Source organism: Alteromonas sp. Cnat3-28 (assembly GCF_022348265.1).
Classification (GTDB): domain Bacteria; phylum Pseudomonadota; class Gammaproteobacteria; order Enterobacterales; family Alteromonadaceae; genus Alteromonas; species Alteromonas macleodii.
In genome coordinates, this window is sequence record NZ_JAKREY010000005.1 from 68,876 (window position 1) to 93,375 (window position 24,500).

20 protein-coding genes are annotated in these 24,500 nt (G+C 45.4%); 14 read left to right on the plus strand and 6 right to left on the minus strand.

What is annotated here, in order from left to right:
- Positions 1 to 57 precede the first annotated feature (57 nt).
- Together MHM87_RS06960 and MHM87_RS06965 are read left to right on the plus strand one after the other, a co-directional pair.
- Positions 58 to 723 (plus strand): TetR/AcrR family transcriptional regulator, encoded by a 666-nt coding sequence (locus MHM87_RS06960; RefSeq protein ID WP_239258244.1) that lies wholly within the window; start codon positions 58 to 60, stop codon positions 721 to 723.
- 10 nt (positions 724 to 733) lie between these two features.
- Complete coding sequence (locus MHM87_RS06965) at positions 734 to 2,173, plus strand: wax ester/triacylglycerol synthase domain-containing protein (RefSeq protein ID WP_239258246.1); 1,440 nt, start codon at positions 734 to 736, stop codon at positions 2,171 to 2,173.
- Positions 2,174 to 2,201: 28 nt separating this feature from the next.
- On the opposite strand, the gene MHM87_RS06970 is transcribed toward MHM87_RS06965, so the two are convergent.
- Positions 2,202 to 2,927, minus strand: a complete 726-nt coding sequence (locus tag MHM87_RS06970; protein WP_239258248.1) for a DUF1439 domain-containing protein — start codon at positions 2,925 to 2,927, stop codon at positions 2,202 to 2,204.
- 215 nt (positions 2,928 to 3,142) lie between these two features.
- Between MHM87_RS06970 and MHM87_RS06975 the strand changes: the two genes are divergently transcribed.
- Positions 3,143 to 4,795: a choline dehydrogenase gene (locus tag MHM87_RS06975; RefSeq protein ID WP_239258250.1), complete on the plus strand. Its 1,653-nt coding sequence runs from the start codon at positions 3,143 to 3,145 to the stop codon at positions 4,793 to 4,795.
- Positions 4,796 to 4,847: 52 nt separating this feature from the next.
- On the opposite strand, the gene MHM87_RS06980 is transcribed toward MHM87_RS06975, so the two are convergent.
- Positions 4,848 to 5,459, minus strand: a complete 612-nt coding sequence (locus tag MHM87_RS06980) for a TetR/AcrR family transcriptional regulator (protein WP_239258252.1) — start codon at positions 5,457 to 5,459, stop codon at positions 4,848 to 4,850.
- 138 nt (positions 5,460 to 5,597) lie between these two features.
- Here MHM87_RS06980 and MHM87_RS06985 point away from each other — a divergent pair, with 138 nt between their 5' ends.
- From MHM87_RS06985 to MHM87_RS06995, 3 genes are all read left to right on the plus strand, one after another.
- Positions 5,598 to 6,437: a crotonase/enoyl-CoA hydratase family protein gene (locus MHM87_RS06985; RefSeq protein ID WP_239258254.1), complete on the plus strand. Its 840-nt coding sequence runs from the start codon at positions 5,598 to 5,600 to the stop codon at positions 6,435 to 6,437.
- Between the two features lie 118 nt (positions 6,438 to 6,555).
- Complete coding sequence (locus tag MHM87_RS06990; protein ID WP_239258256.1) at positions 6,556 to 8,598, plus strand: NADPH-dependent 2,4-dienoyl-CoA reductase; 2,043 nt, start codon at positions 6,556 to 6,558, stop codon at positions 8,596 to 8,598.
- Between the two features lie 141 nt (positions 8,599 to 8,739).
- On the plus strand, positions 8,740 to 9,099 hold the full coding sequence (locus MHM87_RS06995) for a HopJ type III effector protein (RefSeq protein ID WP_239258258.1): 360 nt from the start codon (positions 8,740 to 8,742) through the stop codon (positions 9,097 to 9,099).
- 63 nt (positions 9,100 to 9,162) lie between these two features.
- Here MHM87_RS06995 and MHM87_RS07000 read toward each other — a convergent pair whose 3' ends face one another.
- From MHM87_RS07000 to MHM87_RS07010, 3 genes are all read right to left on the minus strand, one after another.
- The gene (locus tag MHM87_RS07000) at positions 9,163 to 10,398 is read right to left on the minus strand and encodes a retropepsin-like aspartic protease (protein ID WP_239258260.1); all 1,236 of its coding nucleotides are present in this window, start codon (positions 10,396 to 10,398) and stop codon (positions 9,163 to 9,165) included.
- Positions 10,395 to 10,844 carry a thioesterase family protein gene (locus tag MHM87_RS07005; protein WP_239258262.1) on the minus strand — a complete coding sequence of 150 codons (450 nt, stop codon included), beginning with the start codon at positions 10,842 to 10,844 and terminating at the stop codon, positions 10,395 to 10,397. The genes MHM87_RS07000 and MHM87_RS07005 overlap by 4 nt, the downstream gene beginning before the upstream one ends.
- A 64-nt stretch (positions 10,845 to 10,908) precedes the next feature.
- Entirely contained in the window at positions 10,909 to 11,619 is a 711-nt protein-coding gene (locus tag MHM87_RS07010; RefSeq protein ID WP_239258264.1) for a hypothetical protein, read from the minus strand.
- 154 nt (positions 11,620 to 11,773) lie between these two features.
- Between MHM87_RS07010 and MHM87_RS07015 the strand changes: the two genes are divergently transcribed.
- From MHM87_RS07015 to MHM87_RS07045, 7 genes are all read left to right on the plus strand, one after another.
- The gene (locus MHM87_RS07015; protein WP_275443299.1) at positions 11,774 to 12,496 is read left to right on the plus strand and encodes an elongation factor P hydroxylase; all 723 of its coding nucleotides are present in this window, start codon (positions 11,774 to 11,776) and stop codon (positions 12,494 to 12,496) included.
- 13 nt (positions 12,497 to 12,509) lie between these two features.
- Entirely contained in the window at positions 12,510 to 13,673 is a 1,164-nt protein-coding gene (locus MHM87_RS07020; RefSeq protein ID WP_014949977.1) for an ATP-NAD kinase family protein, read from the plus strand.
- A 96-nt stretch (positions 13,674 to 13,769) separates the two neighbouring features.
- On the plus strand, positions 13,770 to 14,063 hold the full coding sequence (locus MHM87_RS07025; RefSeq protein ID WP_014949976.1) for a YfcL family protein: 294 nt from the start codon (positions 13,770 to 13,772) through the stop codon (positions 14,061 to 14,063).
- 203 nt (positions 14,064 to 14,266) lie between these two features.
- Positions 14,267 to 17,020 carry a pitrilysin family protein gene (locus MHM87_RS07030; RefSeq protein ID WP_239258266.1) on the plus strand — a complete coding sequence of 918 codons (2,754 nt, stop codon included), beginning with the start codon at positions 14,267 to 14,269 and terminating at the stop codon, positions 17,018 to 17,020.
- A gap of 266 nt (positions 17,021 to 17,286) precedes the next feature.
- Positions 17,287 to 21,408 carry a hybrid sensor histidine kinase/response regulator gene (locus MHM87_RS07035; protein ID WP_239258268.1) on the plus strand — a complete coding sequence of 1,374 codons (4,122 nt, stop codon included), beginning with the start codon at positions 17,287 to 17,289 and terminating at the stop codon, positions 21,406 to 21,408.
- 67 nt (positions 21,409 to 21,475) lie between these two features.
- Positions 21,476 to 22,783, plus strand: a complete 1,308-nt coding sequence (locus MHM87_RS07040; RefSeq protein ID WP_014976903.1) for a short-chain fatty acid transporter — start codon at positions 21,476 to 21,478, stop codon at positions 22,781 to 22,783.
- 82 nt (positions 22,784 to 22,865) lie between these two features.
- Positions 22,866 to 23,426, plus strand: coding sequence for an isochorismatase family protein (locus tag MHM87_RS07045; protein ID WP_239258270.1), 561 nt, complete (start codon positions 22,866 to 22,868; stop codon positions 23,424 to 23,426).
- A gap of 32 nt (positions 23,427 to 23,458) precedes the next feature.
- Here MHM87_RS07045 and MHM87_RS07050 read toward each other — a convergent pair whose 3' ends face one another.
- On the minus strand, positions 23,459 to 23,983 hold the full coding sequence (locus MHM87_RS07050; RefSeq protein ID WP_239258272.1) for a cysteine hydrolase family protein: 525 nt from the start codon (positions 23,981 to 23,983) through the stop codon (positions 23,459 to 23,461).
- Positions 23,984 to 24,108: 125 nt separating this feature from the next.
- On the opposite strand from MHM87_RS07050, the gene MHM87_RS07055 reads away from it, so the two are divergent.
- Positions 24,109 to 24,498: a hypothetical protein gene (locus MHM87_RS07055; protein WP_239258274.1), complete on the plus strand. Its 390-nt coding sequence runs from the start codon at positions 24,109 to 24,111 to the stop codon at positions 24,496 to 24,498.
- Positions 24,499 to 24,500: the final 2 nt, after the last annotated feature.

Below are 24,500 nucleotides of genomic sequence, written 5' to 3' on the forward strand. Positions count from 1 at the left end.
CGTGTTTCACGAATAAAAAAATTAACGCACTGGGTTGGCAAAGGATTGAACTAAATTATGAAAACCGCGCAGAAAATACTACTCACCGCCTTAACGCTATTTAACGAGCACGGTGAGAACACCATAACCAGTGTTGATATTGCCGTCGAGTTAGATATCAGCCCAGGTAATCTTTATTACCACTTTAAGGGTAAAGACAGCTTAGTAAGCGCATTAATGAAAATGCATGAACAACAAATGCAGAAGATGCTAAATCGAGAAAAACTCGACACGCTGCATCCAGAAGAAATCATGTATTACCTATTTCTGCTTATTGATAGTATTCATGTGTTCCGCTTTTTCTATCGAAGTCCTGCTGATTTGGCGGAAAAGTATCCCAGTATCGTCCGGCCCAGACAGCACATATTATCCAGTCTAAACAAGCAACTCGCCTTTCTCTTCGACTCATTATCAAGGCGTAACGTTCTCGTTGCCTCAAAAGCAGATAGGGCACTGATGGTCGACTTAATGTCGTTAATTATTACTCAATCATGCCAGTTTGACGAATTAAACAGTCATATGGACAGCGAAATGCAGCGTTATCATGCACTGTCATTGATGATGGTTAGTGTTCTTCCCAGATTGGCACTGTCTGATGAACAAAAGCACCAACTAGAACAAATGCTACATTCTCATGACTTTATGAGAGAGGCAGCAACCCCGTCCCCCTTAGACTTCGCATAAAGGAATAGCAATGGCAAAAACGCTCAGTTTCTTAGATAAGTCATTTTGGATAACAGAGTCAGATGAAAATCCGAAACACGTAGCTTGCTTACAGCTTCTTGCCATTCCAAAAGGGGCAAAGAGCACTGAATATGTTCCCCAGTTATTTCAAGAAATAAGAAGCTTTGCCCGCGCTACATCGCCATTTAACTGTGCGGTAAAAACAGTGTTGGGTTATCCGGTTGGGTTTGTGCCAGTAAAGAAGCTCAACATGGATTATCACGTTCAAATTCATCGTGTGGCTGATGTCACTAACCGCGAGGCTTTAGACGGGTTTGTAGCACGATTACACGCTTCTCGGTTAGATCCTGATAAACCGCTTTGGCAATACCACTTTATTTTTGACGATAAAAGCGAGACGTTTGCGATATATGCACGCGTTCACCATATGTATGGTGACGGTGCAACTTTGGTACGCTGGTTCCAGGCGGGCTATGTATCAAATTCTCACGAAACTAAGTTTACGCCCGTTTGGGCAGTGAAGCGGCTTCGGCATAGGCGCAGGGAGCCTGTGAGCTTTTACAAGCGCTTAGTGGGAGTAGGCTACGCACTTAAAACAGCGCTCGACTTGCTTATTATCTTTATCCGTATATTTATGAAAGTGCTGCGAGTGAACCCACACTATATGCCTATTCCTTTCACTGGTACGAAAACAGTGCTGACTGGACAAGTGAAAGCGGGAAGGGCTGTGGCTACCATGGACTTAGACTTTAAGCGTGTGAAAGCCCTGGCAAGGCGAACGCGCTCTACGGCAAACGAGGTGTTGCTATGTGCCTTCGATATTGGCGTACATAAACTGCTGCAAGACCATGGGCAAGTATTTAAAAAAGCCTTGTTCACCAATATGCCAATTAATTTGCGTAAACCCGGCGAGAAAACCACGGGTAATAAGATAGCTATTGTGCCGGTGCAGCTTGCTCACGGCGAAACTGATCCTTATTTACGTTTGCGCCAAATTGTAGTGAATCACCGCATTGTAAAACATGCAGCGCAGCACGCGCGGCCCGCAGCATTTAGCGGCTATACTATTGTTATTCAATCGCTTGCACTGGTCTTTGAGTGGTTAAGGCTATCTAGCGTAGTCAAACCCATTGCCAACATCTTAATTTCCAATGTACCTGGGCCAAAAGATACGCGGTATCTAAAAGATGCAGAGCTTCTGGCTTGCTACCCCATTTCTACCATGACACCTGGTGGCGGGGTAAATATTACGCTTATGACATATGCAGGCACGGCAAATGTGGGATTAGTGTGCTGCAATAAGAATATTGAATCGCTACAGCCGTTAGCGCGCTACGTCAAAGAGGCGTTCGATATGCTAGAAGCAAGTGTGGACGATCCCAGGTTAAACATCGACGATATTGGTGAACAGGTGGATACCGTCCCTGTTTCTATTGTGTCAGATCACTAGCGTGCATTGTTCCAAACAGTAAGCGTTGTCATTCAATGAGGTAGAAGCGCAGCACGTCGTCTTCTATACGCACGTTTTGGCCAGCTTTTGAGAACAGAACCTCGCGCCAATGGTCGTTACGCATGGTATGGCTTAAGTCTTCCTGCTTAATTTGCTTTTTAATGGCGTTGTTAATGAGAGGGATGTGGTAGTCCAACACGGCTTGTTTCGAGCCAGATAAATAGACCTTTAGATAGTCTGCAGCCATATCGGATGTGCCGGCGCTAAACAGTGATAACGCTGATTTTAAAGAGCCACCAAGCAAAGAATTAACGCTTTTGGGGAAGAGTCGCGACATCAGAAATTGCGTGTCTTTAATCAACGCGTAATCATCGTTAACTAAGGTGACGCTATCAGTGGCAACGCCAGTCAAATAGAGTGTACTCATATTTTTGTCGTAATAGGGTGAAGCCGACACGGTAAATACAACATGAGCGCGATAAATAGTCGTGGTGGCAACCACAATATTAAGCGCAGCGAGGCACTGCAGACCAATACGGTTGCTTTCACTATCTAGCGTGATATTTCCTTCAAGCACGGTAACCGTGCCAGTTCCCATGGGGATATCGAAAGTGAATGAGTAAGGAAAGCTGCCTTTTACGAGGTCATGAAGCTCTGATTTCGTGAAGTCGTCGTGCGTCAGCTTGCCCCATTTCACAAGCCATTGTGCAAGGTAGACTTTACATTTGTCTTTAAATGATAGGTTTTTGGTCAACGTTCATTCTTAGCCTAAATCTACTAGGCGGTGGCTTGTTGTTAGTTTTTTCAGAGTAGGGGCTGCTTCGATATAGCACTTAAGTTATCAGGATTATTAGATTTTTTAAATCTTACAATTTAAGTCTTTTCTTGGCGAAGTATTGTTTGGTAATCTGGTCGTACCACAACGTTTTATTAACATGTTGATAGTCTTGCCCTCAAGGAGTCGGCGAAATGAGCGAAGTACTGAGCAAATACGATTACATCATTGTTGGTGGAGGTTCTGCGGGCGCTGTGCTTGCCACACGTTTATCGGAAAACCCCGCTTTAGATATTTTGCTACTTGAAGCTGGCTCTAAAGATACTAACCCGCTTATTCACATCCCGTTTGGCTTGTCTTTGCTCAGTAGGTTTGAAGGTATTGGTTGGGGTTATCATACGGCGCCGCAAAAAGAGATGTATGACAGAGAACTGTTCTGGCCCCGCGGTAAAACCTTGGGCGGCAGCAGTTCGGTTAATGCGATGTGTTATATTCGCGGGCAAAAAGAAGACTACGACCGCTGGGCTAACGAAGAAGGGGCTGAAGGTTGGTCGTTTGATGATGTACTGCCTTATTTCAAACGCTCTGAGAACTTTGAAGAAGGTGCTGATGAATACCACGGCACAGGCGGCCCACTCAATGTTAGCAAGCTTAGGCATACCAGCGTGCTGTCAGACGCATTTGTGAACTCAGCGTCGATTGCAGGCTATCAACAGCTCGACGACTTTAACCGAGACGATAGAGAGGGGCTAGGCTATTACCATGTTACTCAGGCCAACGGACAGCGCTGTTCAACGGCGAAGGGATATTTAACGCAGGCCAAGCATCGCAACAATTTAACTGTACTTACAAGAGTCGCAGCCGAAAAAGTGCTGTTAAAAGAGGGGCGTGCAATTGGCGTTCAGGTACGCGAAAAAGGTGTAGTAAATCGCTACTTTGCTAAAAGTGAAGTTATTCTTTGCGGTGGCGCGATTAATTCACCACAACTTCTCATGCTTTCGGGTATAGGACCCAGAGCAGAGCTAGAAGAAAAGGGAATCTTTGTACAACAAGACCTGCCGGGTGTGGGTCAAAACTTACAAGACCATCTTGATGCAATTGTACAGTATACCTGCAAAGCCAGAGAGGGCTATGCCGTGGCATTGGGGGCATTACCTTCCTATGTAAAAGCCACCGCAGACTATGCGTTTAGGCGCAAAGGTATTTTCTCGTCCAACATTGCCGAAGCAGGTGGCTTTGTTAGCTCAAGCTTAGCGACACAAGGTCCAGACATCCAGTTTCACTTTCTACCGGCAATTTTAAACGACCATGGAAGACAGTTAGCTTTTGGTTACGGTTATGGCCTTCACGTATGCTGTCTATACCCCAAAAGTCGCGGCACTATTTCGCTTCAAAGCAACCATCCTGCTGATCAAGCCCTTATTGACCCCAATTATTTGACTGCAGAGGAAGATCAGCAAGTCATGATTGAAGGTGTGCGCATTGCTCGTAAGCTGCTATCTGCACCAGACTTCGACAAGTTCCAAGGCAGTGAACTATATCCTGGGGTAGAAGCACAAACAGATGAAGAAATATTAGAGTTTTTACGTGAGCGTGCTGAAACCATTTATCACCCAATTGGTACGTGCAAAATGGGCAGCGATGATGATGAGATGGCGGTAGTAGACAATCAATTACGGGTTAGAGGTGTTGCAGGCCTTAGAGTGGTAGACGCTTCGGTGATGCCCAGCCTAATTGGCGGCAATACCAATGCGCCCACCGTCATGATTGCTGAACGTGCTGCTGAGTTTATTAAAGCGACGCACGAAGGTCAGCCAGTAACTTTGGCTAAAGCGGAATCGGCGTAACTAAAAAAGTGCTACGAGCGAGTCTTCGTCTCGCTCTGGCAATTCATCCGTTCTAAGTATCCATTTGCTTTTGCATAAACAAATCTGCTGCACAATCACACATTTCCTCGATATGACTGCTGTCAGCGTAGATACCATCAATGAGCAATCGTGCAATCCCGTGTAACGTGCCCCAGGTAACCTGTGCGAGTCTCAGCGCATCCTGATTATTTGGGAGAAGCCCTTTATTTTGCCAATAGCGCGTCATCGTCACCTGAAACTGAAAGCAGGGAAATGCAACCTCTTTCAGATCGTTGGTCGCCGCTTGGTTTTGCCAAATAGTGCGACCAAACATCAATTCGTACATCTCTGGGTTGTCGGCAGCGTAGCCAATGTATTCGTGCACAAATTCGCGGAAACGTGCCTGCGGTGTTTTGTCTTCTTGTTCGAAGATTCGTTTAGCTGCGGTATGCCAATCGCTAAAGCCTTTGGCTGCAATGGCGCTTAAAAGCGCACTCTTGTCCTTAAAATGGTGATAGGGCGCAGTACGTGACACTCCGGCATCTTCTGCCAGCTTCCTGAGAGATAAACTATCAACACCGTATTCAGACAGACGCGCCGTTGCCGCCTCTATCAGTGCGCTGCGCAAGTCGCCGTGATGGTAGCTTTGTACTGCATTAGCCATAAACCCGATGTTTCCATTTTCAAAATTGAGACGAATAGATAACGTTTTATCTTGACACTGTCAACATAGCCTTTTATCTTGACGCTGTCTAGTTTGCAAATTTGTTAACAGGAACAGCCCAAGGAGACAGCGCAAACCATGAAGTACTCTACATTAGAAGTAAAACAAGAGGGTCATATTGCCCACGTAGTACTAAACCGCCCCGACGCAATGAACAGCATGATCCCAGAGTTCTGGACCGAATTGCCAGCGGCTATTCGTAAAATAGACGATGAAGGCAACGCCCGTGTCATTGTTATTTCATCAACGGGTAAGCATTTCTCTGCCGGTATGGACTTATCGGTGTTCCTGAATATGAAAGAAGACTTTAAGGGCGACCCGTCGCGCAGAGCAGAGCGTATGCGCCGTATGGTAATGTTGCTTCAAGATAGCTTTACCGCCATAGAGCAGGCACGTATGCCGGTTATTGGTGCCGTGCAGGGCGGGGCAATTGGTGGTGCAGTAGATTTGCTTAGTGCATGTGACATGCGCTATTGCACACAAGATGCTTTTTTTACTATTAAAGAAACCCAATTAGGCATGACAGCCGATGTCGGCACGCTTCAGCGACTTCCAAAACTCATTCCCATTGGCATAGTTAAAGAACTGGCTTATACAGGTCGCAATTTTGGTGCAGCAGAAGCGCAGCAGCTTGGCTTTGTAAATCAGGTATTTGACGACCAAGAATCATTGCTAGACGCAGTGATGAAAATAGCGCAGCAGATTGCAATGAATTCGCCGTTAGCAGTTTCAGGCACTAAGACTATGATTAACTACGCGGCAGAACACACGGTGGCAGAGAGCTTGACCTATATGGCCACATGGCAAGCGGGCATGTTCCAAATGGAAGATGTGTTTAAAGCCATGGAAGCACAGAAAACCAAAACGCTGCCAGAATATCCGCCATTGCACCCAGCCATTAAGAAAATGAATTCGTAAGTTTATGTAATTCGTTGAATTACATAGCGCCTTCAGAGAAAGAGCGCATTAGATAAGAATATTTAAACAGGCTTTTTAACGGCTTTTACCAAGCCAAAACGACTTTCAGGAATGTATCATGAATCAGACCGTTACCGATCATCCCGTTTACCCTCATTTATTTCGTCCTTTAGACTTAGGCTTCACTACCCTAAAAAACCGCGTGCTAATGGGCTCTATGCATACAGGCTTAGAGGAATTACCCGACGGCCATAAACGTATGGCGGCATTTTATGGTGAACGTGCCAGAGGTGGCGTAGGGCTTATCGTTACAGGTGGTATAGGACCAAACGAAGAGGGCGCTACCCATCCGTCAACGTTTCGTTTAGATACAGACGAAGCGGTGAAAAACCACAAAGAAGTGACTGACGCGGTGCACATTGCTGGCGGTAAAATCTGTATGCAAATTCTGCACACGGGCCGCTATGCGTATAGCCCAAAGCTAGTGGCACCTTCTGCGGTACAAGCACCAATTAACCCGTTTAAGCCAAAAGCACTTGAAGCTGACGAGATTGAAAAGCAAATTAAAGATTTCATTACTGCCGCAACTCAAGCCCAGCGCGCGGGTTATGATGGTGTTGAGATCATGGGGTCTGAAGGCTATTTCCTTAATCAGTTTATTGCAAAGCGCACAAACCACCGTGACGATCAGTGGGGGGGCGAATACGAGAACCGTATCCGTCTGCCTATTGAAGTGGTACGCCGCGTGCGCGAGGCGGTAGGTAAGAACTTCATTATTATTTATCGCTTATCGATGCTAGACCTTGTGGAAGGTGGCTCTACTTACGATGAAGTCGTACAGCTTGGCAAAGAAATTGAAAAAGCCGGTGCAACTATTATTAACACCGGTATTGGTTGGCACGAAGCGCGTATTCCAACCATTGCCACTAAAGTACCGCGAGCGGCATTTACGTGGGTGACCGCTAAATTCCGAGAAGCGCTTTCAATTCCAGTTATTACGTCAAACCGTATCAACACGCCTGAAGTGGCTGAAGAAGTGTTGTCTCGCGGCGATGCTGACATGGTGTCTATGGCACGTCCGTTCTTGGCAGACCCTGACTTCGTCCGCAAAGCCCAGCAAAATAAAGCCGACGAAATTAATACCTGTATTGGCTGCAACCAAGCCTGCCTTGACCATGTCTTTAACGGCAAAATGACCAGCTGTTTGGTAAATCCTCGTGCATGTCATGAGCTTGAAATTAACATTAAGCCAGCAGAAACCAAAAAGCGTGTTGCAGTGGTAGGTGCGGGCCCAGCTGGATTAGCAGCGGCAGTGACTTCTGCCAAGCGCGGTCACGACGTGGTGATTTATGATGCATCTAGTGAAATTGGTGGTCAATTTAATATCGCCAAACAAATTCCAGGCAAAGAGGAGTTCTACGAAACGCTGCGTTATTTCAAGCGCCAAATTGAGCTTCATAATAATATTACCCTTAAACTCAATACTTATGTTGATGCGGCTGCGCTAAACGACGAAGGTTTCGATGAAGTGATGATTGCGACGGGCATTAAGCCGCGCACGCCAGCGATTGAAGGCATTGAGCACGAGAAAGTGCTGACCTATATCGAAGTATTGAAAGAAAAGAAACCCGTTGGCAATAAAGTGGCTATTATCGGTGCTGGTGGTATTGGTTTTGATACCGCGGAGTACTTGTCTCATGGCAAAGAAACGCCAAGCCAAGATATTCCTGCATTTATGAAAGAGTGGGGTATTGATATGACCTTCTCTGCTCGCGCGGGCATTGAAGGTGTTAAGCCGCAGCCGGAGCCGTCTCCGAGAGAGATTTTCCTATTACAGCGCAAGACAACTAAAGTTGGCGCGGGTTTAGGTAAGACAACGGGGTGGGCACACCGAGTAGGCTTGCTAGCCAAAGGCGTGACCATGATCCCAGGTGTGAGCTACGACAAAATTGATGATGAAGGGCTACACATTACGGTAGAAGGCAATAGCCAAGTATTGCCGGTAGATAACATCATCATCTGTGCAGGCCAGGAGCCGATGCGTGATATCGTTGAAGGCTTAAACATGCCTTATCACTTAATTGGTGGTGCAGACGAAGCATTAGAGCTAGATGCAAAACGGGCCATCGATCAGGGGACGCGCGTGTGCGCTGCGGTTTAACGAGCTAGTAAACCCAACCTTGTTAGCATTATAAGCGCCTCATGGAGAGGCGCTTTTTTTGTATATATTAAAACTGAACCTGTTGTGGACTTTTGTAATGACATAGACCTGTTATTATCGTTTTCTTTTTTTGAGATAAACATGGCATACAGCAGCACCCAAGACTTAGTTCAAGCAGTCACTAATTCCCCAGATACTATCGAATTTAACGACGTTATCACGCTCGTTGATAGCGCGTTTGTTTTCACGCCCACTGCTTTCACTAATGGTGACGTGAAAAACGAAGCCAATCAGAACAATGGCTCTTGCAAACTGCTCGCACTCGGTCAGCATTTAAACCTAAACCGAGCGCAAACGCTGGCCTTATTTGGACGTTTTTATCGAGAAGATGTACTTAATAACCCTAACGGCGACGACCATGCCAATATCCGCAACTTTATGGAAACGGGCCACGAAGGGGTGGTGTTTGAGACATTTCCTTTAGTTGAATTGCAAAATTAATACATCGCGCTATAGAGCCTAAAAGGCAAGAGGCGCAAAGCTCTCGCCCTTGTGCAGACTGCATTAATCACGCTCTGTCAAAATCAACTCACTAGACTGGGGCATTATTGCAAAGTCAAACTGACCTAGAACGTTCATTCCCAACAATCCGTCGGCATCGGGTAGAGCGTCTTCGGGCAGCACGATGGCAGAAACATCGTTGAACTCGTAGCCAGCAAAGTAAAATCGGGGTATTTGTACCAGAGGGGCTTCAATGGTTCCTGATGCGGTTCTAATGTTGAAGTTACCAATGAACGTGAGGTTTCGCATACGGCCTAAACGCGCAAAGAGTCGCGATGATATTGCGGTGGTACTGGCACCCGTATCTAAAATCATGGTGGCTTTTTGGTTAAGCGCCTTTACATCAAGGCGATATTGATCGCCAATGCGCTCTAAGGTTACACGGGTTTGATAACGTGCGGCTTCAGAGCCTGTTGGCTCTATTTCACTCTTGTTCGGCGTAGCGTCTGCGTTGGCAATATCGCGCATTTCATAGGCTTTATTGCGAATGATATTAGCGTCTCTGTCGTTTGATGGAAGGGCAGCAAGCACGTCTTCCATTAACGTAAGCTTTTGCTGATAAGCGTACGCTTCAGCCAAATTAAGGGTGTAGTGCCTAGCGTCAGGTATGCGTTGATACAGTGGCTCATTTAATCTGGCAACCAATTCCCATTGTTCGTCTTGACTTAACTGCGTCTGGGCCTGTTGATACAAAGTAGCAATTTTTGCGTCAATAAATGAGAGAGTTTCAGTTGAAAGAGGCAGTTCGGCCAAGTCGTAGTAGTGCACTATGGCCGTTGAGAGAGGCTTGGTTAACTCAATCAGTTCACCCTCTAGCAACAACAGAGATTCGTTGAGCGGGTCATATTTCAAAAGGTTTGTTAATTCAGTGGCGAGGAACGCGTATTGCTCGTTATTGAGTAGGGTAGTCAGTGACTCTAATTGATCTTGATTAACGAGTGGTGAAGAGGTGCGTAGATCGTCAAGTGCGTTGGGTGCCGTGTTAATGCCTGTCATAGGTGAAAAGTTGGCGGGAGAGCGTTCATTGTTGAAGGGCTCAGCTTTTTCGTTTACCTGAGTTTCATCCACCAACTGTGCTTGGGTTTCTAGCTGCTTGTCACTATCTAAACGGTGTTCATAACTGGCCTCTAGTGCATAAGCTTTATCATTGTGCTGCTTTAAACTAAGCCATAGGTAAACGTTTATGCCTAACGACACAATGAGGAAGAGCGAAAGCACTATCGCTAGCCACGTTTTCATTGTGCCACACACGCTTTGCCATAGATGTCCACGAATTGTTTAGGCATTCGCTTTGGGGCGCCAGTATCAAGGCTAACACATACGAATGTGGTCATAGCATCAAATACGGTTTTGTTTCGCTTTGGGCAGATAAATTGAAACAGGCGTTTCAAAGTAAGTTTGCTGTCACAATGCACTATCCATGTAGCGCATTCTAACGTATCTCCAAGATGTGTTGGCAGGTGGTAGTTTAGCTCGTGGCGCTTAATGACCATGCCACGGTTAAGCGATTGATAATCGGCAAACTGCAAGCCAAGCGCGTTTGAATGGGCCCATGCTAGGCTTTCTAACTGCGACAGGTATGCCACATTATTAACGTGCTGATAGTGGTCGATGTGCGTTTCATCAATATGCCACTGCTGCACATAGGGGGTGTCTAACATCCAATTAAGCGTTGGGGTGCTCAAATCTTTTCCTTACTCATATTTTTGCTTTTATCTACTCTGCTTCTTCACGTTCAGGCATTGTGCCTCATACCACAGGCAGGGGATTATCTTCAGGTAACGTTAAATCATCGCTTAACAACAATTGCATTATCGCTTTTTCTCTCACTAATACGGGGGCAATAAAGCTCTGCACGTCACCTATCGCTTTAAACGCATCAAACCCTCGTTCCAAAAATTCATGCAATGCGAGTAATCCTGCTAATTTAGCTGGACGACGGGACAGTGAAATTAACATACCTATACCACGAATTTTTATAACGTCGGCGAGTTGATCGCCCAAATGGGAAATTATGTCGATTTGATGCTTTCTATCCTCAATTCTGCCCACATTACGATACGCCAAAGCGTAGTTATCTCGGTTGATAGGTTCTCCGGGAAAATGGCTTTGTAAGTACTGAGCCATCGCCATATCTAAATCGAACGATAGTGCATTTAACGACAATGCGTCGTCCATAGCGTTCATAGCTTTGTCAGGCAGTACTTTTGCGAGTTTTGGAATGACTCGCACTAAATCAGCGTCCCGTTGGCTAAAATCTTTTGGCCCGTACAATTCATCTACAAAAAAAGCCATGGCTTTTTGGTAACGTTTTTGCTGTGCTAAATCGTCGTGTGTGACCAGTAAACGTTCGCATTGCCAGTGTTGCAATTGATGAATGATAGGCATGACACCCAACTGATTGGCTAAGTCACGAAGGGCATTGACCCGATGAATATGTTTAATTATCTCTTGCGCCAAATGACAAACTCCCTGTTGAGATAGTGTGGCTAATTCGTTGTTGTAAACCTAGATTGACCTAAGCAAGCGAGCCTTTCAAGTGAGAAGACAAAGTTTTACTGGTATACTCCACCGCCATTGAAATAGCTCTGTTATGTAGAATTTATTAGCCGCCATGAACATCGCAAGTCATCACGCATTGTTTGCCAAGACTGAAACTAAAAATACCGATACTAAAGGCTCAAACGTTGAAAGCCTAAAAAGTGAATATCCGGGCATGCACCGAGAAACGACTACGGGGTCGGATCACTCAGAAGCAGACGTTGATGTACCTGTGTTAATCGCGTTGTTTAATTCGACATTTGAAGATTTTAATACGCGCTTGGTTTTAGGTGATGACGAACCCATTTACATCCCAGCAGACAGCGCAACACCTTATCATCAAGTCGTGTTTGCTCATGGATTTTTTTCAAGCGCTTTGCATGAAATTGCGCACTGGTGTATTGCGGGTGAAAAGCGTCGACTATTAGAAGATTACGGTTACTGGTATTGCCCAGATGGCCGCGATGCATCACAGCAAGCTGACTTCGAAAAAGTAGAAATTAAGCCCCAGGCCATTGAGTGGGCGTTTACAGAAGCAGCAGGAAGAAAGTTTCAGGTAAGCACGGATAACTTAAACGGCGCTGAGCCCGACAGAGAAGGTTTTACGCGAAACGTAGCCGCTCAGCTTGAACGCTATAAATCTGAGGGCTTTCCGCCTCGGGCTGAACAGTTTATTAATGCGCTGTCATCTACGTTTGGTAAAGGTAAGTCGTCTGGTTCATGTAGCAGCATAATAAATAGCACGGTAACAGACACGTCAAAAAGTACGCTAACAGCAAATTGGGTGGCGGGATAGGAGTAGATGCCGAATGAATCATACTGATCTTAGCCAATCAACGTTTGATAACAAACCCAAATTCAAACTGGGTGTTGTGGTAAACCCCTTTGCCGGCATAGGCGGAGCACTCGCGCTTAAAGGCAGCGACGGTGCAGAAATTCGCGAAAAAGCACTGGCTATGGGAGCAGAGAAAAAAGCCAACGAAAAAATGGCGAAAGCGCTCAGCATTCTAGAAGCCTTATCTGGGCAATTTACCGTCGTGACAGCATCGGGCGATATGGGTGAAACAATCTGTGAATCTCTGGGTATTCCTTATGAGGTAATCTATACGGCCGATGCCGTGCAAACCGAGGGCGAAGATTCAGAGCGTGCAGCTAAAGCAATGGTGGACGCCAACGTCGACTTACTGCTTTTTGCCGGTGGCGACGGCACAGCCCGTAATATTTGTAGCGTAGTTGGCACACAGGTGCCCGTGCTAGGTGTGCCTGCAGGTTGCAAAATTCACTCTGGCGTTTACTGCGTGTCGCCGTCAGCGGCAGGGCAGGTAGTAAGTCAGATGATCGCAGGCGAGCTTGTGAGTGAAATGGACGCCGAAGTACGTGATATTGACGAAAACGCGTTTCGCGAGGGCAAAGTTATTGCCAAACACTATGGTGAAATGCGCGTACCCGCAGAGCTCACTTACGTTCAAGCAGTAAAAATGGGCGGGAAAGAAGACGAGGCCTTAGTGCTTGACGACATTGCCGCTTACGTTGGTGAAATTATTGACGATGAGCCTGATACCTATTTTGTCATGGGATCCGGCTCTACTGTAGGTGCGGTCATGGACTTTCTTGGCCTAGAAAATACCTTGTTAGGTGTGGATGTGGTTAAACAAGGTGAGCTAATCGCAAGTGACGTTACTGCGAGCGAACTGATTGCGCTGACTCATGACAAGCCCACCAAAGTCATTTTGACGGTGATCGGTGGTCAGGGCCACATATTAGGTCGCGGAAATCAGCAGCTTAGCCCTGCTTTTATCCGTCAAATTGGCAAGCAGAATATGCTCGTTGTTGCCACTAAACAAAAACTACAGGCATTAAACGGTAAGCCGCTTCGCTTAGACTCAAGCGATGCAACGCTAGACGCTGAACTCGCAGGCGCGTTCACGGTTATCACTGGGTATAAAGATAAAGTACTTTGCCAAGCTGTTTAAAGACGTAGTTTGATACAACATGGCACATGTATAGCCATAAAAAATGAGTTTATCTCGAACTAAGATTTGATATTTAAAAACAGGAAGGAGTAAGACGTGTTACCACCTGCTGCAGCACCAGAAAGTGTCGTTAACGCCATCGCAGATATTGAGGCATCGCTTGATGACGTGGTAAATCACGGTAGTGATGACGAATTGTTTATAGCCAGCTACTTGCAAGGTCACTTTGCAGTAGAGGCTCGCCAGTTAGAAATGCAAGAAGATGCTACGGTTGCGATGCTTAATGATAAAATGCTCGAGAGCCTTAATAGCGCATTCGCCAACAACGAATTAGAAAGTGAAGACGCTAAACAAGTTAAAGCGCTTTGGGCACGGCTAGTCGCAATATAATTGCGACTTTCTTCCTTACTTTTCCCTAACAATTTTTCTTCGTTCGTCGTTTATCCTCTCTTTTACAATCCGTTACAGTTTTCTGCATCGTAACTCTTTATAAACTACCAAATTGATTTATGTTTAGTACTGGCGTAAAGCCGTTTTGTGGTGCCTGGCACATTTTGGTGTTCAGCACAGATAATAAGATTAAGGATGACGAAATGACTGTACTTAAGCATCTCACCAAGCGCTTAAAAGTAAGTGTAGGTGTGCTGGCAGTAAGTAGTACGCTGGTTGGCTCAGCGTTTGCTAAAAACGATATCAATATCGACTACGAAAAGTTCACTACTGATAATGGGTTAACGGTAATTGTTCATGAAGACCGCAAGGCCCCAGTGGTTGCCGTTGCGGTTTGGTATAAGGTGGGTTCAAAAGACGAACCAAACGGCAAATCAGGGTTTGCGCACCTATTTGAACACTTAATGTTTAACGGCACCGAGAACTATGACGATGAATGGTTTGGGCCGTTACAAGAAGCTGGGGCAACAGGATTAAACGGTACCACAAACTTTGACCGTACTAACTATTTCCAAACCGTTCCGACACCTGCACTTGATCGTATTCTCTGGATGGAATCTGATCGCATGGGGCACTTGTTAGGTGCGGTGACACAAGAGAAATTAGACGAACAGCGTGGCGTTGTACAAAATGAAAAACGTCAGGGCGAAGACCAGCCTTACGGAAGCGTATTCACGCATATTTTTGAAGGCTTATTTCCCATAGGGCATCCTTACCATCATACGGTGATTGGCTCGATGGAAGATCTTAACTCCGCCTCGTTAGATGACGTTAAGGGCTGGTTTAACCAATACTACGGACCGAATAACGCAATACTGGTGCTAAGCGGCGATATTAACGCAGAAGAAGCCAAACCTCTGGTTAACAAATATTTCGCTGACATTGAGCCGGGCCCAGCGCTATCTAAGTGGGAAGCATGGGTGCCAAAGCGTAGTGCAAACACCCGCGAAGTGATTCAAGACAAGGTACCTCAATCGCGCATTTACCGTCTTTGGGTTTCACCTGAAAATACCTCTTCAACCGCAACAGACTTGTTCATTGCCGCGAGTGTCATGGGCGATGGTAAAAACTCACGCCTTTACAAAGAATTGGTGTACGACCAACAAATTGCTACCAATGCCTCGGTGTTTAACTACGAGCTACAAATGGCGTCCATTTTTGGTGTGACGGTTGACGTAAAAGACGGCGTTGACGTTGCGACAGTGGAAAAAGAAATAGATAAAGTCATTAGCGAGTTTTTGCGTAAAGGTCCAAGCAAAGACGAAGTTAAATTGGTGTCGACTAAGCGACGTGCTTCAATTATTCGCGGGCTTGAAGAGGTTGGGGGCTTTGGCGGTAAAGCCGATACGCTTGCTAGTGGTGAGTTCATTGCTGGCGACCCTAACTACTTCAAAACTGAATTGAGTGAGCTAGGACAGGCTACTCCTAAAGGGGTTAAAGCGGCTGCGAATAAATGGCTAAAAGAAGGGTGGCATCAAATCACGGTTGTTCCGTTTATTGAGCACACAGCATCTACCGAAGGCGTTGACCGCAGCTCTGGCTTGCCTTCAATCGATGCAGAGACTCAACTGAGCTTTCCTGAGGTGACAGAAACTACGCTTTCTAACGGTGTAAAGGTAGTATTTGCAAAACGCTCTACGGTTCCATTGGTGAATGTTGCGGTGCAATTCGACGCAGGTTACGCTGCCGATGCGGGTGGCAAGTTAGGACTTGCGAGCTTTACCACACAGATGCTTGACGAAGGCGCGGGAAAATATGATGCGCTGGAGCTTGCGGCAGAGCTTGAGCAGTTAGGTACTGATTTAAACGCTGGCTCAAACCTAGATACCACCACAGTTAGCATGTCAATGTTAACGGAAAACATGGAGCCTTCTTTGGCGCTAATGGGTGATATCTTGAAATCACCAACGTTCAAAAAGGAAGAGATTGAGCGTCAACGAGCGCTTATATTAAGTAATGTTGCACAGCAAAAAACACGCCCTGTAAGTATTGCGCTTACGTTACTTCCGCCTCTTATTTATGGTGAAGGCCATGCGTACGGTATTCCGTTTACCGGTACCGGAACTGAACAAGACGTACAAGCGATTACGCGAGATGACCTTGTTAACTTTAAAAATACGTGGCTACGCCCAGACAATGCGACAATTTTTGTTGTTGGTGACACCACGTTAGGTGCCATTAAACCCATGCTTGAGAAAGAGTTTGGCAAATGGAAGGTAGAAGGTAGCAAAGGTGCGAAGCAAATTGCTGAAGCGTCAATGCCTGAGCAAGGCCAAGCGATTATTATCGACCGCCCTGGTGCACAACAGTCACTTATTCTGGCTGCACATTTAGCGCCACCAACAGGGGCTGACAACAATATTGCAATTAATGCCATGAATTTAACCTTAGGTGGTGCTTTTACTGCTCGCGTTAATATGAACCTGCGTGAAGATAAAAGCTGGTCTTATGGCGCGTACACCTTCCTGCAAGATGCTAGGGGACAGCGCCCGTTTATGGTTTATGCGCCGGTGCAAACTGATAAAACAGGTCCATCACTGCTTGAGCTTAAGAAAGAGCTTAACGCTTACTTAGGTGAAAAGCCGCCAATGGCGAATGAACTTGAAAGGGCGCGGTTAGACGAAGTTCGCTCTTTGCCAGGTCAATTTGAGACGGCTAACGCGGTATTGTATAGCTTACTGTCGAGTGAAAGATTTAACAGACAATATAACTACCCAGAGTCCTTGGTCGAGAAATACAACAGCTTGTCTTTAGACGATTTGAGTAACGCGGCGAAAGAAGTGCTGCACCCAGAGAAATTAACCTGGATAATCATCGGAGATGCCGAGAAGATTAAAGCAGAAGTTGAAGCGGCTCAGCTCGGGCCTGTTAGCGTGCAAAGCATGAATTCACTGTAACTGGTAAATAATTAACCAAGAGATAAAGGGCCGATATCATTTTCGGCCCTTTTTTATGTGACTAATGCGTCTTTTGTAGAATAGATTGCGTTCAATAGATGCTTTATGGTTAAGAAAGTTTAATTTGATGTCTTGATTCCACTTTGAAGAATGCCTTCTTTGCGAGCATAACAAATCCTGTACTTGCACCAGTGCGCTTGTTTGCAATAGCTCTTATCTGCCTGTTTTATATTCCCTGTGTTTATCCATCTAATGCAGACAAGCTGATGAATGAGTATTCGGTTGAGCTTTTAACTGCCGAAGATGGCTTCGTCTCATCAGAGATTTATTCCATTATCCAAGATCGCCAAGGCTTTTTGTGGTTTGGTACTGCCGAAAACGGTGTAATGCGTTACGACGGTCGTAGAGTTACGTTGTTTGAGTCTGACAGCGATCCTAGCCAAGGGCTATCACACAACGACGCTGGCAATTTGATGTTGGATGCAGAGGGCAATATATGGATTGGAACGTGGGGAGGTGGAGTTAACAAGTACGACCCAACAACAGGTCGCTATTCTCGTTACTTGAATGATCCAGACGACCCTCGCTCCATATCTTCAAACCGAATCCAATCACTCTTCCACGATAAAACAGGCCAAATTTGGCTAGGTTCGTATGATCAAGGTTTAAATCGTTTTCTAGGAAATGGGGAATTCGAAAGGGTTCAGAAGAAAAGCAATGAGGACCACAGTCTGTCTCATAATCGCATTTGGGACATTATGGATAATAATGACAACAGCCTGTGGGTAGCCACCAGTTTTGGCTTGAACTTATTAGACAAAAGAACTCTCGCCACCAAACACTTCTTTCCCGACCCTGATAATCGTACTGCGACAGGAGCCAATGAAATACGTAGCTTGCTGCGAACTTCGTCAAGCCAATTCTATGTGGCGACTCAGGAAGGCCCTTTTCTTTTCTTTCCAAGTTCAGGCGTATTCCTTGCACAAACTACGCGAGACGGCAAAGCATTAGGCCAAGTGAACTCAATGATTGAAGATCACGAAGGGTGCATTTGGTTTGTGACCACCACGGGTCTTTATAGACATACAGGTGAGGGAAATTACGTAGAGAAGATGGACTTTGGCTATGACAACGGACTTCGCATAATATATGAAGACCACACTAAAACTAAATGGGTAACCAGTGAAGTTCACGGCATATTCAAGCTATCTCCTCGCCGTAAAATCAAGCAGATCAACAGTGACTCATTGGTTTCACCCAGTGGCATTGAGCTAGATACCTTCAAAAATAGTGGCGATGTATTGATTGCTACAGCAAATGCTGAAATTTATACATGGAAAGTGAAAGAGCAAATACTCCAAAAGGAATTTGACTCGGTATTTAAAGAAGAAAGTGAATATTCAAATAGGGGAGTTATAGAACGACCTATTATTGTCCCCGACGAACACGGCAATATTTGGGTGGCACAAGACAACTTTATTGCACGTGTTAACAGAAAGAATGGAAATGTAAGTCGCTTAGAATATCCCAGAGAAGACAGCAAATATCGCCAATTCAGAGAGTTCAGAGCGTTAGCGTTAGATAAAGAAGGCAATGTATGGATAGGTACCTACAAGCATGGTGTTTATATATACAACGTGCAATCTGGCGCCTTTGAGCATCTTTCAACGACTGACGGTTTAGCTCACCCAGAGATTCACGCCATAGTTAATGACTCTCAAGGAAATATGTGGATTGGCACTGGAAGCGGCGTTAATTTATGGTCCATTCAGGACAGTACTTTCACTCAGATTGAGTACAATAAAGATCACAATGCAGGTCTGTTGGGCAGCATCGTCGAAGATATTCATGAGACCAAAAACGGCCAAATTTGGATCGCAACCCAACGGGGGTTAAACCTTTATAAGCCTGAATCGAAATCCTTCGAGTGGTTTGGGGAGCAGAAAGGGTTGCCCGCTACCTTAGTAAGAGCGATTGCAGACGGCGACGAGGGCCAGCTCTGGCTTACCACGAATAAAGGGATCTTTCTTTTTAATCCGGCTACTGAAAGTGCCATTAATTACACTAGCACTGCAGGGGCTGTAAGTCAGAACTTCTATTCAAACAGTTTACTTAGAGCCGCTAACAACACGTTCTTTACCAGTAGCCAGCGAGGTATTGAATACTTTGAGTATGTGTCAGGACAGTCTGAGTTGGTCGATTCTAAAATTGTGCTAACTGGCTTCAACAAAATGGGCGAAGCAGTAAGCCTTGATAAGCCACTATCCTACGTTACGGATATTAATCTTTCCTACGAAGACTATTTCTTCTCATTAGACTTTGCTCTTCTAGACTACTCTGATCCCAAGCGTTCGCATTTTTCCTACAAATTAGAAGGATACGATGAACAGTGGATTGATATCGGAAATCACAACAACGTTTCATTTACTAACCTAAATGGCGGCACCTATACATTGCTGGTCAAAGCAATGAAGCCCAATGGTGAATGGGGCAATGAAGTCATGTCGGTTAATTTGCATGTAGCAGCAGCTCCTTGGAAAACATGGTGGGCATACAGCATTTACATTGCGTTTTTACTCGGCATTGTTCTGATGATCATTTATTTAAGAACCCACTTACAGCAAACAGAAATTACCAAGCAGAAGCGCTTTGTTCAGGCGCTAGAGCAACAAGTTTCAGAAAAAACAGCTTCGTTGAAAGCACAGGCCAACGATTTGAAAAAGGCGCTGGAACAAGCCGAAGAAGCAACCAAGTTGAAGTCTGAATTCCTTGCAAATATGAGCCATGAAATTAGAACGCCAATGAACGGCGTGATAGGGATGCTGGGTCTGCTTAAGAAAAGCGACCTAACTACTGAGCAATCACAGCGCGTCAACATCGCAAGCTCAAGCGCTAATTCTCTACTGGCCCTGATTAATGATATTTTGGATTTCTCTAAAATAGAAGCGGATAAACTCGAGATTGAGTCCGTTGAATTTGATGTAAGGGAATTGATTGAGAGCATTGCTCAATCGGTTGCGCATTTAGCGCAAGAAAAAGGGCTGGATGTTGTTGTAGATTTGTCAAAGGTCAGTGAGTCGAAAATAAACTCAGACCCCAGCCGAATTCAACAAATCCTCACAAACCTTTTAAGCAACGCCGTTAAATTTACCGAGCAGGGAGAGCTCTCTGTCACGGCAGAATTGCTTCCTACTAACAATCAGAATACTGCGCTTATGCATATTGCGGTGGCAGATACGGGCATTGGTATTCCCGCGTCAAAACTACCTCACTTGTTCGATGCGTTTACACAGGTCGACGCTTCTACAACTAGACGCTATGGCGGAACAGGGCTTGGGTTGAGCATTACCAAAAAGCTATGCCAATTGTTAGGAGGAGACATAAGTGTTACCACCGAGCTTGGCAAAGGCAGCCGTTTTGATGTGACATGCGAAATTCGCTACGCCGAGCAACGCAACGCTGTGCGCCCTCAGCTTGCTAAACAAGACATGTGTTGCCTGATTATTGACGACAATGCTTCAACAAGGCGTGCCATGCAAAGCCAGCTGAAACTTTGGGGACTGCTTACGCTGACCGCATCTTCGATTGAGGAAGCGATTAGCTTATATTTGAAAGACAGCGAGCAAGAGATACCGGCAATACCCATTGATGTTGTATTTCTGGAGAAAGCAGAAGAGGAGGAGTTTTCACAACACTTCGGCCAGATACTTTTAGATAACCCCAGAACAAAACATACGCGTTTGGTATTAATGACACAGCTAAGCGACATGGAGAGCTCTGTTGTCTATGGCGGAGTAGACGTTGATGAGAGTCTTCCTAAGCCACTGACCTCTTCAGATTTAATTCGAATTGTAGAGGAATCAGTAAATACATCTGACTATGAAGCTAAACCACGCTTTAAAAAACGGGAGGATGATCCGGTTCATATTATCGAAGGCAACACTCAGCACGTTCAATCACCTGAAGAAAACGAAAAATCCACCTCTGATGACAATGCTTATCGAATCTTGTTAGTAGAAGACAATGCCATTAATCAAATAGTGGCCACCAATGTTCTAGAAAGCGAAGGGTATGTGGTTGACGTTGCAAACAACGGTGTAGAAGCGTTAGAACTGTTAAAAAGCAGCAAGCTTAAGGCGCATTACAGCGCAATTGTCATGGATTGCCAAATGCCGGAAATGGACGGGTTCGAAGCAACCAAGCTTATTCGCTATGGTGCAGCCGGCGAAGTTTACAAACGTGTTCCCATCATAGCGATGACGGCGAATGCTATGCAGGGCGACAAAGATATGTGTATGAAAGCCGGTATGGATGATTTTCTCACCAAACCCATAGAGCACAATAAAGTAACTTCAACATTACAGCACTGGCTCAACAAAGTTAATTAGACCCTCGCCAACGGGGAAATAAACGCGTTAATATGCAACAAGTTTTTAACATGTTGTGAGAGCGTTAATGCTAAACCGAGCATCAAAACCCTTCGTCAAACTCGTCGAACGATATCTTCCTGACCCCTACATTTTCGTTTTATTACTCACCCTAATTACGTTTGCGTTTGCAGTGGTCATTCAAAATCAGTCTCCACTTACAACTATTCAACAGTGGGGTGACGGATTTTGGGGGCTGCTCACATTTTCAATGCAAATGCTTTTGGTACTAGTCACTGGGTTTATGCTGGCATGCACGCCATTAGTAAAAGCTTTACTTGAAAGGCTTGCGAGCTTAGCAAAAAGCCCTGGGAGCGCCATTGTGCTGGTCACGTTGGTGTCGCTTATTGCAAGCTGGATAAACTGGGGCTTTGGTCTTGTTGTAGGCGCGTTGTTTGCTAAAGCTTTAGCAAGAAAAGTGTCGGTTGATTATCGGTTATTGGTGGCAAGCGCGTACTCAGGTTTTATTGTATGGCATGGCGGTCTAGCGGGCTCTGTGCCCTTAACTATTGCAACGCCGGGTCATTTTTCAGAAGCACAGATTGGCGTAGTTGGCACTGGAGAGACTATTTTCAGTGGGTTTAACTTGCTGTTATTGGCAATCATGTTCGTGATTATTCCTCTTGTTAATCGTTTAATGTTACCGCCTGAATCTGAAAGCATTATTGTCGATAGCGCCAAGCTAAAAGACGACACTTTGCCTTCGGCAACAAACGAGCGGCCCGCCGACAAACTTGAAAACAGCAAGGTGCTTGGGTTACTCGTAGGCTTTGCAGGGCTTGCTTATCTCACTAACTACTTTGTTTCAGGGGGCGGGCTTAATCTCAATATCGTTAATACGCTATTTCTCTTTCTCGCTATTGTCCTTCACGGTACACCACGCAATGTACTGCACAGCCTGCAGCAAGCCGTTCAGGGCGGTAGTGGTATTGTTATACAGTTCCCATTTTATGCAGGGATCATGGCGGTAATGGTTCAATCAGGATTGGCCCAAACCATGTCAGAGTGGCTGATTAGCTTTGCATCTGCAGAGTCGCTGCCAGTATGGAGTTTTATTAGCGCAGGCATTGTTAATATCTTTGTGCCGTCGGGTGGAGGGCAGTGGGCAGTGCAAGCCCCAGTAATCTTGCCTGCTGCCGCTGAACTTGGAGCCGAAATAAATAGAGTTGCCATGGCGGTAGCGTGGGGTGATGCGTGGACCAATTTGATTCAGCCATTTTGGGCGCTACCCGTACTTGCCATAGCCGGCCTGAAAGCCAAAGACATTATGGGCTTTTGCTTAGTTCAGCTTATCGTAACCGGTGTCATTATTTCCTTGGTATTGCGGTTTGTGTGAGGATATAGAGAGCAATTTAACGCCGTCAAACAAGGCGAATAGAGCCGAATATGAAGCCACAACTTAAATACAAGCGGTGTGAATGATGCATTTAGACGAAGAAAAGGTAGGGTTGTTGATCGTAGATGTTCAGGGCGCGCTGGCTCGAAAAGTCAATGATAGCCAGACAATGATCTGCAAAACAGTAAAGCTAATACAGTGTTGTAAATTGCTCAATATTCCCGTAGTTGTACTTGAGCAAAATCCTGATGGCTTGGGGAGAACGGTCCCTGAAATTGAAACTCATGTCGCAAGCGATCCTCACTTTAAGAAATTTACTTTTAACGCAGTAGCAGGTACTGACCAGTGCTCGTCCGAAATACTGGCGTACATTGGTGAAATGGAATTAAGTCGATGGCTGGTTGTGGGAATTGAAGCGCACGTATGCGTTTATCAAACGGTAAAGGGTTTATTGGAAAATAATCACACTGTGGAAGTAATACAGGACTGTATTTCTTCAAGAGAGTCTTCAAATGCTGTGCTCGCCATTCAAAATATGCGTGAGCAGGGCGCACGGATCAGCAGTTTTGAGATGACACTTTTTGGCCTTTTAAAATCATGCCAACATCCAAAATTCCGAGAAGTGTTAGCGCTCATCAAGTAGTCGAACAACGTGATGAGCGAAACAAGTCGGAGCTAAGCGAATGCGGTTTCTATCGATACAATGTCAATACCACGCACTTGCATAGAATCCAGCGCCAATAGATGACCAATGGCGTCACGCGTGCAGGTGCAAGGTTCAATGACTTTGGGGGAATACTTGGCAGCAGCTGGTGATAATGCTGTGTGAGTTACGCAGTTGTGCGTCATCATACCTGCAAGAAGAATTTCATCCACGCCCAATGACTGTAAGGTTTCTTCTAAATTGGTGTTCTCAAAACAATCGGCGTGTTGCTTTGTGATGATTGGCGCATCCGGGGCAGCGGCTATCACCTCTTTATGAATTTCAGCGCCATGAGATCCTTCATAGAAAAACAACCCTTCTTCGGCCTCAACAGGCACAAGGTGCTGTATGTGAATAATCGGAATGCTCTTTTCCTTTGCAATAGCCATCGCTTTAAGTGTTTCTTGCATCGCAAGCTCTGGTTTGTGTAAAGGATACTTCCCTTCAGGAAAGTAATCGTTTTGAATATCTATAACAATAAGTGCTTGTTTAACCACGGTCTTACCCTCTTTTTCCAAGAAATAGTCTCTAGCACGGTTTAAGTTGTGCTTACTCGATATTGACTATTTTGCGGGTTTTCACGTGTAATAGAGAGTGACGATAATGACAAAAAGCACGCCAAATGCGACAGCGTTCTTCGAGCACCAATAAAACGATGAAAGAAATAAAAATAGCAGTAATAAACTATCCAACCGCAAGCAAATCTGCGCTTTACGGCATCGTTGAGATGTTAGAGTTAGCAAATACGATGTGTGAGCAAATCAACGCTGATGTGGCATTTAGCGCGAGTATTTACAAAGCGGAACAGTTGAATTCAAATGCACTGGTTGATGTCGTCATCTTGCCGCCAAGCATGAGTGAAACATTTTTTGAGCATGACTTCACATCACTTATCAACTATATGGAAGTCATGCAGTCCCAAGGTGCATTGCTCGCATCTGCTTGCGTAGGTGCATTTATTCTTGGCAAAGGGGGCTTTTTAGATAACAAAGTGTGTACTACACACTGGTGAAT

Bases quoted from the DNA above. Each gene is read 5' to 3' on its own strand.
- MHM87_RS06960 (WP_239258244.1), top strand. From the start codon at position 58: ATGAAAACCGCGCAGAAAATACTACTCACCGCCTTAACGCTATTTAAC.
- MHM87_RS06965 (WP_239258246.1), top strand. From the start codon at position 734: ATGGCAAAAACGCTCAGTTTCTTAGATAAGTCATTTTGGATAACAGAG.
- MHM87_RS06975 (WP_239258250.1), top strand. From the start codon at position 3,143: ATGAGCGAAGTACTGAGCAAATACGATTACATCATTGTTGGTGGAGGT.
- MHM87_RS06980 (WP_239258252.1), bottom strand. From the start codon at position 5,459: ATGGCTAATGCAGTACAAAGCTACCATCACGGCGACTTGCGCAGCGCA.
- MHM87_RS06985 (WP_239258254.1), top strand. From the start codon at position 5,598: ATGAAGTACTCTACATTAGAAGTAAAACAAGAGGGTCATATTGCCCAC.
- MHM87_RS06990 (WP_239258256.1), top strand. From the start codon at position 6,556: ATGAATCAGACCGTTACCGATCATCCCGTTTACCCTCATTTATTTCGT.
- MHM87_RS06995 (WP_239258258.1), top strand. From the start codon at position 8,740: ATGGCATACAGCAGCACCCAAGACTTAGTTCAAGCAGTCACTAATTCC.
- MHM87_RS07000 (WP_239258260.1), bottom strand. From the start codon at position 10,398: ATGAAAACGTGGCTAGCGATAGTGCTTTCGCTCTTCCTCATTGTGTCG.
- MHM87_RS07015 (WP_275443299.1), top strand. From the start codon at position 11,774: ATGAACATCGCAAGTCATCACGCATTGTTTGCCAAGACTGAAACTAAA.
- MHM87_RS07020 (WP_014949977.1), top strand. From the start codon at position 12,510: ATGAATCATACTGATCTTAGCCAATCAACGTTTGATAACAAACCCAAA.
- MHM87_RS07030 (WP_239258266.1), top strand. From the start codon at position 14,267: ATGACTGTACTTAAGCATCTCACCAAGCGCTTAAAAGTAAGTGTAGGT.
- MHM87_RS07035 (WP_239258268.1), top strand. From the start codon at position 17,287: ATGAATGAGTATTCGGTTGAGCTTTTAACTGCCGAAGATGGCTTCGTC.
- MHM87_RS07040 (WP_014976903.1), top strand. From the start codon at position 21,476: ATGCTAAACCGAGCATCAAAACCCTTCGTCAAACTCGTCGAACGATAT.
- MHM87_RS07045 (WP_239258270.1), top strand. From the start codon at position 22,866: ATGATGCATTTAGACGAAGAAAAGGTAGGGTTGTTGATCGTAGATGTT.
- MHM87_RS07055 (WP_239258274.1), top strand. From the start codon at position 24,109: ATGCGACAGCGTTCTTCGAGCACCAATAAAACGATGAAAGAAATAAAA.